The following is a 13,914-nucleotide window of genomic DNA, read 5'->3' as shown; positions in this document are numbered from 1 at the left end:
GGGTTCGCTGACCCAAATCAAGATCTCGGGAGCAGGTCCGCAGCGTCCAGGTCGGGGTCGCCCACTTGGTCCTCGTCAGAGCGGCTGCCGGCCGTGGCTTGATGCGTGTAGTCCTCCAACTGCGCCAGCACCTGCGCGTGCTTGTCGACGCACAACATGACTAGGTCGCCGGCGTTGGCCCGCACAATCGCGTGCCGGGTCGCTTCGGTCTCCTGAGGGACGATGTCGAGGACGCGGCAGCGGGCACCGTCGGCCATGGATTCGCGCGCACCCTCTGCGAGAAGCTCGGCAGCCTCGCCCGGCGTGCGCCGACGCAGATTCTCGTCCTCGCGGACAACCAGCACATCGAAGAATCGTGCAGCGACTCGACCGAGTTCGCGGATGTCGTCATCGCGCCGGTCGCCCGCCGCGCCGACCATGCCGATCCGCGAAATGCGATGACTCGTCGAGCCTTGGCGGTGCTTGACATAGCCGTCAACGAACTCGCCGACCCGCTCCATTCCGGGTGGGTTGTGGCAGTAGTCAACGAACACTTCAATGTTGTTGACATCAAGGCGATTGAGGCGGCCTGGGGACTGGTAGTAGGTGGTGTCGAAGGTGCGTAGACCCTGGCGCACGTCGTGCAGCGGCGCGTCGAGCGCAAAAGCCGCGCCAGTGGCTGCTAGGGCGTTCGCCACGTTCATCCGCGCCGTGCCGCCAAAGGTTGAGGGCAGCAGGTGCGTCCAGGCCAAGGGCATGGACCGCTTGCCCTGTTTCAAGACGATCATTTCGCCGCGTTCGCTCGGATCGAGGACAACGGCTCGCGCTCCGCGCCGGAGTTGCCCGTCGATGAACTCGCGCACATCGCTGCCGGGTGCAGCCAGGCTGAACCAGATCACGGTGCCGGAGCAGCGGCGTCGCATCGCGCGTACGAGGGGGTCATCAGCGTTGAGAACTGCGAAGCCATCACGTGGAACTGCTTCAACAACAACGGATTTCACCCGTGCGAGTTGTTCGACAGTGTCGATGCCGCGTTGGCCCAGGTGATCGGCCTGGACATTGGTGACGATCGCGACATCGTTGCGGTCATAGCCCAAGCCCTCCCGCAGAATCCCGCCGCGCGCGACCTCCATGACGGCCAGGTCGACCCGCGGGTTCTGCAACACCATCCTGGCCGAGCGTGGGCCGGACGCGTCAGCCTTAATGACCAAGCGCTCATCGATCACGATGCCATCAGTCGAGGTCATGCCAACCTTGCGGCCCAGGCCCTTCATGATGTGAGCAAGCATGCGCGATGTCGTCGTCTTGCCGTTGGTGCCGGTCACCGCGACGATCGGAACACGCGATGGCGACCCCGGTGGGAACAGCAAGTCGACCACTGGCTTGGCAATGAACTGCGGTTCACCCTCGGTGGGATGGGTGTGCATCCGGAATCCTGGGGCCGCGTTGACCTCACAGATCGCACCGCCGGTTTCGCGGACGGGCACGGCAATATCTGGGCAGATGAAGTCGATACCCGCGACGTCCAAACCAATGAGTTGTGCTGCCTCTTCGGCGATTTCGACGTTGTCGGGGTGCGCATCGAAGGTGCGGTCGACGCTAATGCCGCCCGTCGACATGTTGCCGGTCAGCACCATCTTGACCATGGTGCCGACGGGAGGCACTTCATCCATCGCGAAGCCTTGCTCGCGCACCAACGCGATGGCATCGTCGTCAACCTTGATTCGGGTCAGGACCTTCTCGTGCCCGAATCCCCGACGCGGATCAGCGTTAGTGATGTCGACGAGTTCAGTGACAGTGTGTTCCCCGTCGCCGACGACGTGGGCTGGGACGCGCTCGGCAATAGCCACCATGCGTCCGCCGACGATGAGGCAGCGATAGTCCTTGCCGGTGATGTGCGACTCGACCTGCACCACGCCGCGCCTCGTCTCGGAAACGGCGATCTCAAACGCCGCTCGTACCTCTTCCTCGGACGTGAGGTCCAGGCACACTCCACGCCCGTGATTGCCGTCCAGTGGTTTGAGCACCACCGGATAACCGATACGTCGCGCGGCTTCGACGGCACCGTCGGCGGTGCGTACGGACTGCGCCTTGGGAACCGGCAACCCCGCCGAACTGAGAAGTCGGGTCGTGAGGTCTTTGTCGCCTGCAATGTCGACGGCCAGCGCGGAGGTCCGCGAGGTCATCGTCGCGCGGATGCGCTGGGCGTGCACACCCTGGCCCAACTGCACCAGCGAGCGTTCGTTCAACCGGCTGAAGGGAATATCGCGAGCGGTGGCTTCCTCAAGAATGGCTGCAGTCGATGGACCAAAAGTGCTCCGCTGCGCGCGCAACTGGAACTGCTCGAACGCCTCCTCGACGTCGAATCCGGATTCGGGTTGCACCAAATGGTTGACCAGTCGCACTGCCAACTCGCCTGCAGCGAGCGCCACCCGCTCATCGGTAAAGGCATAGATGACGTTGTAGACACCGGGACGGTCCTTGACCCCGCGGGTTTTCCCCCGCCGCATGTCATGGCCGACTTCCTGCTGCAACTGCAACGCGACGTGCTCCGCGACGTGCCCCAGCCAGGTTCCTTCGCGTAGCCGCTCGATGAACCCGCCGCGGTGTCCGCGCGAGCAGGTGTGCCCGTCGAGGCCGGGCAGGAACTCCAGCAATTGGTCGGTGAAGTGGGGAAGGGTGTCGGAGGGATACTCCTCCAACACGCCGAGATCGACGACTAGGTGAATCGCGGGCGCATAAGACCACACGTTGGGGCCGCGGTAGACCCGCTGCTCCACGATCCGGAGTTCGGGGGCGGCCGGTCGGGTGGGTACGGGTCGATCGGTGGTCACGCGAGCCTCGTCTTCCAGAGTGCTAGGGATGGAGTTCAGTGGTGGAGCGCGGCCGCCGCAGTGGCGGTGTCGTGCCGGTCCCTCGAGGAGGCGATCGAGGCGTCTGCGTAGTTCTCATCGAAGGAGGTCAACGTGGCGGTCTCCAGGTCGAAGGTCGCGCCAAGCGGGAGGGTATGAACGGTGGCGCCACTGACGAGCAGCGGAGCGTCGCGCCGGGCCAGATGTGCATCGGTGGTGGCCGCGCGGGCATCGACCACGAAGACTGCACCCGAGCCGACGACGGTCATCGTGCGTTCGTCTTGAATCTCGGCGGCAGTATCTTCATCGATGCCCATGCCCAGCAGGTTCGGCGAGCCAGCGACGAGGGAGAGCAGCCGGCCGTAGCGAGCGCGTTGGTCGAAATGCTGATCGATGATGACGCCGGGGAGGAGACCTAGACCGGCCGTGAGTTGGCTGGACCGTTGGCGAGGGGTCACGCCTTCATCACCCATCGAGATCATGAAGGTGCTCATGATCGAGGCTCCAGCCGAGGTTCCCGCGACGACCGCGCCTCGTTGGTAGGCACGCTGGAGTGCGGCACCCAGTGGCGTACCCACAATGAGCTGGGACAACTTGAGTTGGTTTCCGCCCGAGATGAATACGCCTGTCGCGCGGTCGATCGTCGCGACCAGGTCAGGATCCGAACTGGCCTGTCGAGTCGGCGGGTCGACCGAGTCCACGGTCGCTGAACCGAGCCGAGAGAAAATCGTGCCGTAGACATCAACGACCTCGTCCGGAACCGACGACGCGGTTGGGATGATGACGAGACTGGACTTTCGGCCGCCCGCGAGGCGTACGAACCTCCGCAAGATCGTGACCCGGCCGACCTTGTCCTCGGCGCCTCCAATGATCAGCAGGTTTCGAGAGAGCGGCGTGTCGTCGGGCATGCGCACGAGTCTAGGAGGCGAACCCGGTGCGCTCAGCGAAACCCCCTCAGCCACCTAGGTCACTCGTTCGTCGAGGCGAACCCCGCCGCTTCAATCTCATCTCGCGAGATGCCGAGCATGAAGAGCACGGCGTCGAGGTGGGGCACGTTCACGGTCGTGTGTGCCTGCTGCTGGACGGTCGGCTTGGCGTTGAACGCGACACCGAGTCCGGCAATCGCCAGCATGTCGAGGTCGTTCGCGCCGTCCCCGATCGCCACCGTGCGGGTCAGTGGTAGCCCCTCGGCCGCTGCGAATCTCCGCAGGGCAGCGGCCTTTTCGGCCCGGTCCACCACCTGGCCCTTGACCCGCCCGGTGAGGTGACCATCGACAATCTCGAGTGCGTTGGCGTGCGCGTGATGGATACCGAGTTCGTGAGCCAGTGGTGCAACGACCTCGATAAATCCTCCGGATACCACCGCGACCGTGAACCCCAACTGCTTCAACGTACGAACCAGGGTGCGCGCCCCGGGAGTCAGCCGAACGGCTGCGCGCACTTCGTCGATGACTGATTCGGGTAGGCCGGCGAGCGCCGCTACCCGCTGGTGCAGGCTTTGGGTGAAGTCGAGTTCGCCGCGCATGGCGGCTTCGGTGACGGCCGCGACTTCGGCTTCGCGGTCAGCATGGCGAGCGAGGAGTTCGATGACCTCGTCTTGAATCAGCGTGCTGTCGACATCCATCACGACGAGTCGCCTACCCCGGCGAGCGAGCCCGCCAGGGGAGACTGCGATGTCAACGTTCTCCTGCGCGGCGATCAGGGAAAGCTCGCGACGGAGGCGCTCAACATCGGCCCCTGAGGCGTCGAGTTCGAGGGTGGTGACGGGATTGCGGGCGAGTCGGCGGATGCGGTCGATGTTGGCACCATGGCCGCTCACCGCCCCGGCGACGGCGCCCACCGCCCGCGCCGTGAGTGGGGCGCCCAGGACGACCACCTGCGCTCGACCGGCCTGCCGCGACTCGTTGTCGCCCTCGCCGATCACTGCGGTCACGGCGTACCCAAGTGCAGTCGCCTTGGCGACGACAGCATCACGAAGAGGTACGCATTCCCGCGCGGTGAGTAGGACGGCCAGGGTGAGCTGGCCGCGTACGACAACTTGCTCGACGTCCAGAACTGTCGCGCCACCATGGTCGTCCACCACACCACAGATGGCCGCGGTGACGCCTGGGCGGTCAGCCCCGGTCAGAGTGAGGAGAAGAGTGGTGGGTTCGTCCTGGCTCAACGCGTGATGACCGTGCCCTTGCCCAGGACCGTCAGGCCGGAGTCGGTGACGGTGAACCCCCTGGCCCGGTCGTGCTCTGGGTCGATCCCAATGGACACCCCGTCTGGAACGGTGACGTCCTTGTCGATGATGGCTCGGTTGATCTCGCAGTTTCGGCCGATCACGACGTTGTCCATGAGGACTGAAGCGTTGATCGTCGCGAAACTGTGCGTATTGACGTTGGGGGACAGGACCGAGTCCAGGACGGTCGAACCGGACACGATGCATCCCGGGGACACGATGGAGTTGATCGCCGTGCCAGCCCGCTCACTTGCACCGACGACGAACTTGGCCGGTGGGAGCCAGCCCGACTGCGTGAGGATCGGCCACTCGTAGTTGTAGAGGTTGAAGACCGGGTGAATCGAGACCAGGTCCATGTGCGCGTCGTAGTAGGAGTCGAGGGTTCCGACGTCGCGCCAGTAGCCGCGGTCGCGGTCGGTCGCACCGGGGATCGTGGAGGCGCTGAAGTCGAACACTCCCGCGGAATCCTGGTTCACGAACCAGGGCACGATATCGCCGCCCATGTCGTGCTTTGACCCTTCGATCTCGGTGTCTTTGGTGACCGCGTCCACCAGGTCTGCAGCAGTGAAAATGTAGTTGCCCATGGAGGCGAGGATTTCGCCGGGACTGTCAGGGAGGCCCTGCGGATCAGAGGGCTTCTCAAGGAACTGAGAGATCTTTGTCTGATCTTCACGGTCGACGTCGATCACACCGAACTGGTCGGCCATGCCGATCGGCTGGCGGATCGCGGCGACGGTCACGCTCTTGCCGCTCGCGATGTGCTGTTCGAGCATGTCGCTGAAGTCCATGCGATACACGTGGTCCGCGCCGACGACCACGACGTAGTCAGGCTTCTCGTCGTGAATCAGGTTCAGGCTCTGGAAGATTGCGTCGGCGGAACCGGCGAACCACTGCTTACCAACGCGCTGCTGTGCAGGAACTGGCGCAACATAGTTTCCGAGCAGAGTCGACATGCGCCAGGTCTTGGTGACGTGACGGTCGAGACTGTGTGACTTGTACTGCGTCAGCACGACCATCTGGAGGTAGCCGCTGTTGGCCAGATTGGACAGGGCGAAATCGATGAGTCGATAGATCCCCCCGAACGGCACCGCCGGTTTGGCGCGGTCGGCGGTGAGCGGCATGAGGCGCTTACCTTCCCCACCCGCGAGAACGACAGCTAGAACCTTGGGACCTCCGCGTGCAGCCATGCACCGACCCTATGAGCAATTGCGCCCCGAGTGGGCCGAATCTCAACCAGTAATCAACTAGCGTGTGCGTGTGAGAGTCGACTTGCTGTCCAAGGAGTACCCACCCAACATCTACGGCGGGGCGGGGGTTCACGTCCAGGAGCTCGTACGAGCTCTGCGCGCCGACGGCATCGAGGTCCGCGTGCGGGCTTTCGGTGAGCCCGTCGATGAGCCTGGGACCGTTGGGTACCCCGATCTGCCGGAGCTCGCCGAGGCCAACGCTGCGTTGCGCACGATGGCCGTTGACCTCACGATTGCCGACGACTGCGCCGGTGCAGATCTGGTCCACTCGCACACGTGGTACGCCAATTTCGCCGGCCAGATGGCGTCCTTGCTGCACGGAATTCCTCATGTCATCACCGCCCATAGCCTGGAGCCGTTGCGCCCGTGGAAGGCCGAACAGTTGGGTGGTGGGTACCGCGTGTCGTCCTATGTCGAGAAGACGGCGTACGAGTCAGCCGCGGCGGTCATCGCCGTCTCACACGGGATGCGCGAGGACGTGTTGCGTAGCTATCCGAGCCTCGACCCCGCCCGAGTGCACGTGGTGCACAACGGAATTGACAGCGAGCTGTGGAAGACGGATCGGTCGGAGACGGCACTGGAAACCTGCCGTCGGCACGGAGTCGACCCCGACCGTCCCAGCGTGGTTTTTGTTGGTCGTATGACACGGCAAAAGGGTTTGCCCTATCTGCTGCGCGCGGCCGCACAACTGCCCCCGGAGGCGCAGTTGGTGCTGTGCGCTGGCGCGCCCGATACGCCACAGATCGAGCGCGAGGTAGAAGAGTTGGTTGCCGAGTTGCGCAAGGAGCGCGACGGCGTGATCTGGATCGCCGAGATGCTCCCGCGCGAGGAAGTTGTCGCGCTGCTCTCGGCCGCCACCGTCTTTGCGTGCCCCTCGGTCTATGAGCCGCTCGGCATCGTCAACCTTGAAGCCATGGCATGTGAAGCCGCGGTGGTGGCCACTGCCACCGGTGGAATCCCTGAGGTAGTGGTCGACTCCGACGCAGACGCCGAACCAACCGGCTGGTTAGTCCCCATTGAGCAGGTCACCGACGGCACCGGCGTCCCGGTTGATCCCGAGAAGTTCGTCAACGACCTTGGCCGTGCACTGTCGCAGGCGGTGTCGGATCCGCAGGAGTGCCGTCGCCGTGGAGTTGCGGGTCGGACTCGGGCAGTCGAGCACTTCAGTTGGGCCAGCATCGGAAGCCAGACCGAGGCTGTCTACCGGCAGGTGCTCGGCGAGAGCGAGTAGACGCGTTACATACGCCCGCCCCGCATGATGGACACATCTTCGGCGATGCGAATCACGGCGGAATAGAACTCCAGGGTGATACGCACGAGCACGATGATGAAGAGTGCATACAGCGGTCCGATGATGAACATGGTGAGCATCCCCAGCACGGGGCTGTTGTTGAACATCAGGAGCGAAACGGACAGCCAACCCAGCACGCTGATCGCGATCGTCAGGATATAGACGACCTTGACGATGCTCGGGGTGATGTAGGTCCGGAACGAGAAGTCGAACAGTTTGCTGAAGAAACTTCCACCAGTGACTGGTGGCGGGCCTCCGTGCCCTGGGGGTGGGCCCTGTGGTGGACCTGGCGGCGGGCCGCTTGGTGGTGATCCATACGGAGGTCCCTGGGGTGGTCCCTGCGGTGGTGTCGTCATGATGTCCCCTCATTCCCTGCCGTAGCCCGTCATGGGCTGGGCTGAAACCTCAGACTGCCATGCGATGGATGTTTGAGCGAGGAGCGACTGATGTGTCTTCAGGTCGAGGCAACTAGCTACGCGTATGCCGCAGTCCTGCGATGCTCTGTGCCGCGGCCGTCGCCGCGCCGGCTAGCGCGGTCTCGGCGACCGCGAGGAGGTCACGCAGCAATCGTTCTCGTCGGGCGTGAGAGGTCACGTCAAGGCTCGGCGGCTGCTCAAGGCCGAATTCAGCTGCGGCAGCGAGCGTTCCGGCCAGGATGATGGCTCGTAGCGATGGCGCTGGGAGGCCCGGGGGTAGCCCCCACGTCGTGACCGCCGAACGATCGTCAGCTTCTTGACGAAGGCTTGACCCAGCCCAGGGGGTGACATCGAGGGAGTTCAACTCCTGGGTGAGGTCAAGGACATGGGCGCGCAGGGACCGGTCAATTTCCCGCGCGTCAAGCGCCGCGAGTTGGTGCACGGGCACTGGTGCGGCGTCGAATCGTTGCCACGTCGCCTGCCACCCGGTGTCTCCTTCGGGACCAAAGACGTCGATCGTGGGGACCAAAGCGCCACCGAGGGCAGGCACAAAAACGCATTCGCCCGCTACGGTCGCAGCCTTCGTGAGTTCGCCGTCGGACAGTGGCATCGTGGCGATCTGACCTGGACGGGGGAGGGCAACGCAGACGACCTGTTCGCCCAGATCGGCCCACAGCTGCAACGGCTCAAGTGCGCCGTCAACGAAGTCCAGATCCGGCAGCGCGCGGCGGACTGCCTCGCTCAGGTCGACGTGACCGGCGTACGCGTAGGTTGCCCAGAGCGCGAGCCGGACCGAGGCTGGAAGTGTCGACATCGCCGACATGCTAGGACTCGGCCAACACCCCCGCATAGCCAACCTCTAGGGTTGCCACTCATGAGCGACGTACTGGCGATGGCGGGCGTCAGCGTCGTCCGCGGCGGGCGACGTTTGCTGGACGAGGTCTCCTGGGAGATCGAAGAAGGTGAACGCTGGGTTGTGTTAGGCCCTAACGGGGCTGGCAAAACCACCTTGCTGCAGGTCGCTGCCGGCCGGATGCACCCCACGAGTGGTGTTGCGGGCGTTCTAGGCGAAGTCCTAGGCGCTGTTGATGTCTTTGAGTTGCGGCCCCGGGTTGGCCTTGCTTCAGCGGTGCTCGCCGACCGGATTCCCGCGCGGGAGCGAGTCCGAGACGTGGTGGTGACGGCTTCCTACGGCGTTGTAGGTCGTTGGCGCGAGGCGTACGACGAACTCGACTATGAGCGGGCGACTGAACTTCTCGCCGCACTGGGCGCGACCCATCTCATCGATCGCACGTACGGCACGCTGAGCGAAGGTGAGCGCAAGCGCGTTCAGATTGCCAGGGCGCTGATGACCGACCCCGAGTTGATGCTGCTGGATGAGCCAGCGGCGGGTCTTGACCTGGGCGGTCGCGAGGATCTGGTGCGTCGCCTGGGAGCGCTTGCCGCCGACCTGGCCGCGCCCGCAATGGTGTTGGTCACCCATCACGTCGAAGAGATTCCTCCGGGCTTCACCGACGTGCTCATGATCCGAGACGGCGGGGTCGTTGCGGCGGGACCGTTGGAACTCACGCTGACCGCGGAGAATCTTTCCGCAACCTTTGACACACCTCTGGTGCTTGACCGGCATGGCGATCGTTGGTCTGCCCGCGCGGCAACGTCTGCGCTTTGACCGCATCTGCGGCACCCGACGCACGTCGTTAGGGTGCCAGGGTGTCTTTGATTGAAGCCGTTCTCATCATGCTCGCGGGCATGGCAGCTGGGACGATCAATACGATCGTGGGCTCGGGAACGCTGGTGACCTTTCCGACCCTTCTGGCGATGGGCTTCCCGCCCGTGGCCGCCAACATGTCCAACACGGTTGGTTTGGTGGCCGGAGGGCTGAGCGGCACCTGGGGCTATCGCAAGGAGTTGGGCGGGCTCAAGGATCTCCTGAAGCGGCTTGCGCCCTGGTCGTTTGCTGGCGGCGTGGTGGGGGCGCTGTTGTTGCTGGTGCTTCCCGAGGAGGCGTTCAGCACGATCGTGCCGGTTCTGATCGCCACCGGAGTGCTGCTGGTGCTTGTGGGACCCGCGCTACAGCGTCGCGCTGCGGCATCGCGCTCAGACTCTGAGAGTGAGGGCGAGAGCCTGGGGCGCCGGGTTCTGTTGGCGGGCGGTGTCTTCGCGGCTGGTGTGTATGGCGGCTACTTCGGTGCGGCCCAGGGCGTGCTGCTGATGGGCATGATGAGTGTGTTGCTTGCCAATCCGCTGCAGCAACTCAACGGTGTGAAAAACCTGCTGAGCACCATCGTCAATGCCGTTGCTGCCGCGGTCTTCCTCGTCGTCGCGTGGGACCAAATCGAGTGGGCTGTGGTGGCGCTCATCGCGGTCGGGGCCCTGATCGGTGGAGTCATCGGAGCGAAGGTCGGGCGCAAGCTCCCCCCATGGCTCTTGCGCGCCTTCATCGTGTTGGTCGGCGTCGTGGCGATCGTCAACCTGCTGCGCGGCTGAAGTGGAGATCGCGTGGGGTGTGGTCATCCTGCTGGGATGCATCCTGGTGGTGGGTGCGATCACCCAGTCGGTCGCCGGTTTCGGCCTCGCGGTGGTCGGGGCACCCTTCGTCGTCATGTTCGCCCCAGACCTGATGCCGGGCGCCATGCTCGCCGCGAGCCTCCCGATGCCGCTGATCGAAGTGGCCCGCCGGTGGCGTGATATCGACCTGACGGTGTTGAGCTGGGCGCTCGCAGGCAGAATCCTCACGACACCGCTGGGTGTTCTGGTGGTCGCGGTGCTGTCGCCGAATGCCGTCGCGGTGGTCGTCGGAGTGATGGTCCTCATCGCCGTCGCGCTATCGATCTGGGCGTTCGAGGTGAAGCCGGGACGGATACCGGCCCTGACCGCGGGCATCCTTACCGGAGTGAGCGGTACGGCCGCAGCGATCGGTGGTCCGTTCCTGGCACTGGTGGTGCAGCACGAGCGACCGGCACGGATCCGAGCAACTCTCGCCGGCTTTTTCGTCATCGGAGCGACCACCGCCCTCGCGGCCCTCGGCCTCGCCGGTGAGTTGGACTCCACCGAGTTCGTGGTGGGCCTCGCCTGGACGCCATTCGTTCTCGCCGGGATGCTGTTGTCGATTCCACTGCGTCGGCGGGTTCGCCCCGACCAGATCCGCCCGCTCGTCCTGACGGTCGCTGCAGTCGCCGGAGTCACGGTCATCGTGCGGGCGACTCTGCTCGCCTGAGGGTCGGGACGTACGGTTTCGGTCGTGACCGATGTCATCCACATCACCGACCCCCACGATGACCGCGTTAAGGACTACTTCTCCCTGACCGACGTCGCACTTCGGCGTGTGCTGGAACCGGCCGAGGGGCTTTACCTGGCCGAGAGCGAGAAGGTCATCCGCCGGGCGCTCGCCGCTGGACACCGACCTCGGTCCTTCCTCATGGGGGAGCGCTGGCTCAACGATCTGGCGGATGTCGTGGAGCAGGCGGCACGAGACGGCGTCCCGGTCTATGTCGCAGAGGCGCCGGTCATCGAGCAAATGACCGGCTTCCACCTTCACCGTGGCGCGCTCGCGGCCATGCACCGACCCGAACTCCCCGACCTCGAGGAGGCGCTGCGCGATGCCCGGCGGGTGGTCGTGTTGGAGGACATCGTTGATCACACCAACGTCGGAGCGGTGTTTCGTTCGGCGGCGGCACTCGGCGTCGACGCGGTGCTCGTGACGCCCCGCTGCGCCGACCCGCTCTACCGGCGGAGCGTGCGTGTCTCGATGGGTACGGTCTTTCAGATCCCGTGGACGCGGGTTGACCCGTGGCCAGGGGGCGTTCGCGCGATGCAGAACGCTGGCTGGACCGTTGCCGCGCTCGCCCTTGATCCCCACGGCTGCACGCTGGACGAGCTTGCCGCGAAGCCGCCTCATCGCCTCGCCCTGGTGCTGGGCGCTGAGGGAGATGGTCTGCGGCCGGCGACGGTCGCTGCGGCTGACCTAGCCGTCCGCGTACCAATGGCCGCTGGAGTCGACTCCCTCAACGTGGCGGCAGCATCTGCCGTTGCGATGTGGGCTCTGCGCTAAGCCCGTGGGCTGGAGCGAATCTCAGCGCACCAGGCAGTCGGTCAGTCTGGCCAGTTCGGCGGCAGGACCATCGGTGGTGCCGCCGTGGACTGGTCCCGGCTGCAGGACGGTGCTGCGCGGCGCGGCGATCCAGCCGAACCGTTGGCCCGGTCGGCCGAGGTCGGGCAGGCCAGGGAGCGGCTCGCCGGCGCAGACCATGCGGATCACGTCGAGGGATCGTTCTACCTCGGCTGCCTCGATCGCGCCCGACAGTGCAGACCACCTGCGTGCGTCCAAGACGTAGTCCGCGTCGAGGAAGTCGGCCGATTGGCAATAGAGCACGACCGCAATGTTGATGAACTCTTCGCGGGCCACATCGGGAACAAGGCGGATGGTGACGTACTGGTAGCCCAGGGGCGCGTCGGTCATGCCGACTCCCGTGGTTGCCATGCCTCGGGCTGATCCCGGCGCGCGATCAGGTGTGCGACGTACGCGTTCCGGACTTCGTCGGCTGTGGTGAGACTCGACGTGGTCTCCAGCCACTCCTCGGGCACGCAGTCCACTGCGGCGCGAAGAGTCTCATCAGTCGCCCGCTTCCGCAGGTCACCGAGGGCATCGGGTACGCCATCCGCCACACCCCGCAGGATGTGGGTACTGGAGTCGAAGGGCTGACGGGCAAAGCGCTGCGGATCGGGCGCCTTTCGGGGCCACCCGTGATGGAAGTACAACGCAGCGCCATGATCGATCAGCCAGGTGCGCCCATGCCAACGAATCAGGTTGGGGTTGTGGGGAGTCCGGTCGACGTTGGCGGTGAAGGCGTCCAAGCACAGGATGCGTGCGGCGACATCCGGGGGAGGCGGCGCGGAGCCGTCGTAGGGAAACGCGCCAGGCAGCAGGTCAAGTCCAAGGTTGCTGCCCACGCTCGCGGTCAAGAGATCCTGGACTTCCTCGTCCGCTTCGTACTTTGCGATGGCCTCAGGCAGGTCGATGACTGTGAGGACCGGGACGTCCAACTCCAGTGCTCGGGCGAGTTCGCCGACAATCACCTCAGCGACCAGGACTTTGAGTCCTTGCCCGGCGCCGCGGAACTTGACCACCCAGGTGCCGAGATCGGCGCCTTCCATAACCCCGGGCAAGGAACCACCCTCACGAAGGGGCGTGACGTAGCGGGTTGCTTGGGTCCGGGAGAGCACGGGTCGAGCCTAGAGCCTCCACCGCGACAGCAACGTTCCATCCTCCTCGAGTAGCGACGCAAGTTGCGCGCCCTGGTCCACACCCGGGCCCTGGGTGATGCGGGTGCCGTCGCCACCAACCAGCGTGGGGACAATCGTGAGGCACAGTTCGTCAATGATTCCCGCGTCGAGGAACTGTGCCGCAAGCCGCGGGCCACCTTCGAACAGAATGCGTTGGTGACCGAGCGTGCGGAGGGTGTTCACGATGTCGCGGCCGCCGAGTTTGGCGCCGTGCAGCAGCAGCACCCGTTCCTTCGGTTGGCCTTGGAGCGTGTCGGGCAACTCCGCTCGGCGCGAGACGACGGCGAGCAACGGGGCGTCCGAGCGCCCCTCGCGCAGGGCGGACCAGCGATTCGGCCGGAGCGGGCGATATCCCTCAGCACGCGCCGTACCAGCCCCCACCACCACGACATCGGCCCATCCGCGGAGAAACCCAAAAACTCGGAAGTCGGCTGCGTTGTTGATGGATCCGCTCCCACCGTCCGCTCCGACTGCCGAGCCATCGAGGGTGCTCACCATGTTCCACCGCACGAGCGGGCCGTTGCTGCCGTAGACGGCTTGGACCATCGCGTCGGGATCGGCCGATGGCGGCACTTCGACGGTGTCATTGATCAGTACGCGCATCTGTCCATCCAACTGGGTG

The 13,914-nt window shown here is 65.0% G+C and carries 14 protein-coding genes; 5 read left to right on the top strand and 9 right to left on the bottom strand.

The window, feature by feature from the left end; all coding sequences use genetic code 11:
* Nucleotides 1-17: 17 nt before the first annotated feature.
* Genes cphA through glgC form a run of 4 tightly spaced genes read right to left on the bottom strand, consistent with a single transcriptional unit; the run spans nt 18 to nt 6,242 of the window.
* Complete coding sequence (gene cphA, locus F562_RS0105745) at nt 18-2,813, bottom strand: cyanophycin synthetase (RefSeq protein WP_018155979.1); 2,796 nt, start codon at nt 2,811-2,813, stop codon at nt 18-20.
* Nucleotides 2,814-2,848: 35 nt separating this feature from the next.
* Nucleotides 2,849-3,739 (bottom strand): cyanophycinase, encoded by an 891-nt coding sequence (locus F562_RS0105740; protein WP_018155978.1) that lies wholly within the window; start codon nt 3,737-3,739, stop codon nt 2,849-2,851.
* Nucleotides 3,740-3,798: 59 nt separating this feature from the next.
* Nucleotides 3,799-4,995 carry a phosphoserine phosphatase SerB gene (serB, locus tag F562_RS0105735; protein ID WP_018155977.1) on the bottom strand — a complete coding sequence of 399 codons (1,197 nt, stop codon included), beginning with the start codon at nt 4,993-4,995 and terminating at the stop codon, nt 3,799-3,801.
* The gene (gene glgC / locus F562_RS0105730; protein ID WP_026181036.1) at nt 4,992-6,242 is read right to left on the bottom strand and encodes a glucose-1-phosphate adenylyltransferase; all 1,251 of its coding nucleotides are present in this window, start codon (nt 6,240-6,242) and stop codon (nt 4,992-4,994) included. Before glgC ends, serB begins: the two co-directional genes overlap by 4 nt.
* A 70-nt stretch (nt 6,243-6,312) precedes the next feature.
* Here glgC and glgA point away from each other — a divergent pair, with 70 nt between their 5' ends.
* Complete coding sequence (glgA, locus tag F562_RS0105725) at nt 6,313-7,533, top strand: glycogen synthase (RefSeq protein WP_026181035.1); 1,221 nt, start codon at nt 6,313-6,315, stop codon at nt 7,531-7,533.
* A 5-nt stretch (nt 7,534-7,538) separates the two neighbouring features.
* Here the strand turns inward: glgA and F562_RS0105720 are convergent, their stop codons facing one another.
* Nucleotides 7,539-7,949: a DUF4282 domain-containing protein gene (locus tag F562_RS0105720; RefSeq protein ID WP_018155974.1), complete on the bottom strand. Its 411-nt coding sequence runs from the start codon at nt 7,947-7,949 to the stop codon at nt 7,539-7,541.
* A gap of 112 nt (nt 7,950-8,061) precedes the next feature.
* Nucleotides 8,062-8,823 (bottom strand): hypothetical protein, encoded by a 762-nt coding sequence (locus tag F562_RS0105715; protein WP_018155973.1) that lies wholly within the window; start codon nt 8,821-8,823, stop codon nt 8,062-8,064.
* A gap of 60 nt (nt 8,824-8,883) precedes the next feature.
* On the opposite strand from F562_RS0105715, the gene F562_RS0105710 reads away from it, so the two are divergent.
* The 4 genes from F562_RS0105710 to F562_RS0105695 are packed head-to-tail and all read left to right on the top strand — an operon-like array spanning nt 8,884 to nt 12,060.
* Nucleotides 8,884-9,678 (top strand): ABC transporter ATP-binding protein, encoded by a 795-nt coding sequence (locus F562_RS0105710; protein ID WP_026181033.1) that lies wholly within the window; start codon nt 8,884-8,886, stop codon nt 9,676-9,678.
* 41 nt (nt 9,679-9,719) lie between these two features.
* Nucleotides 9,720-10,496, top strand: coding sequence for a sulfite exporter TauE/SafE family protein (locus tag F562_RS0105705; protein WP_018155971.1), 777 nt, complete (start codon nt 9,720-9,722; stop codon nt 10,494-10,496).
* Nucleotide 10,497: 1 nt separating this feature from the next.
* Complete coding sequence (locus F562_RS18225; RefSeq protein WP_051080152.1) at nt 10,498-11,226, top strand: sulfite exporter TauE/SafE family protein; 729 nt, start codon at nt 10,498-10,500, stop codon at nt 11,224-11,226.
* Between the two features lie 24 nt (nt 11,227-11,250).
* Nucleotides 11,251-12,060, top strand: a complete 810-nt coding sequence (locus F562_RS0105695; RefSeq protein ID WP_018155969.1) for a TrmH family RNA methyltransferase — start codon at nt 11,251-11,253, stop codon at nt 12,058-12,060.
* A gap of 21 nt (nt 12,061-12,081) precedes the next feature.
* Here the strand turns inward: F562_RS0105695 and F562_RS0105690 are convergent, their stop codons facing one another.
* The 3 genes from F562_RS0105690 to F562_RS18220 are packed head-to-tail and all read right to left on the bottom strand — an operon-like array spanning nt 12,082 to nt 13,895.
* The gene (locus tag F562_RS0105690) at nt 12,082-12,468 is read right to left on the bottom strand and encodes a DUF3037 domain-containing protein (protein ID WP_018155968.1); all 387 of its coding nucleotides are present in this window, start codon (nt 12,466-12,468) and stop codon (nt 12,082-12,084) included.
* Nucleotides 12,465-13,232 (bottom strand): HipA family kinase, encoded by a 768-nt coding sequence (locus tag F562_RS0105685; protein ID WP_026181032.1) that lies wholly within the window; start codon nt 13,230-13,232, stop codon nt 12,465-12,467. The genes F562_RS0105690 and F562_RS0105685 overlap by 4 nt, the downstream gene beginning before the upstream one ends.
* 9 nt (nt 13,233-13,241) lie before the next feature.
* Entirely contained in the window at nt 13,242-13,895 is a 654-nt protein-coding gene (locus F562_RS18220) for a dihydrofolate reductase family protein (protein WP_018155966.1), read from the bottom strand.
* Between the last annotated feature and the right edge of the window lie 19 nt (nt 13,896-13,914).

Source organism: Demetria terragena DSM 11295 (genome assembly GCF_000376825.1).
In the GTDB taxonomy this organism is placed as follows: Bacteria; Actinomycetota; Actinomycetes; order Actinomycetales; family Dermatophilaceae; genus Demetria; species Demetria terragena.
The sequence above is the reverse complement of the archived record's forward strand: the minus strand, read 5'-3'. Positions and strand labels throughout refer to the sequence as shown.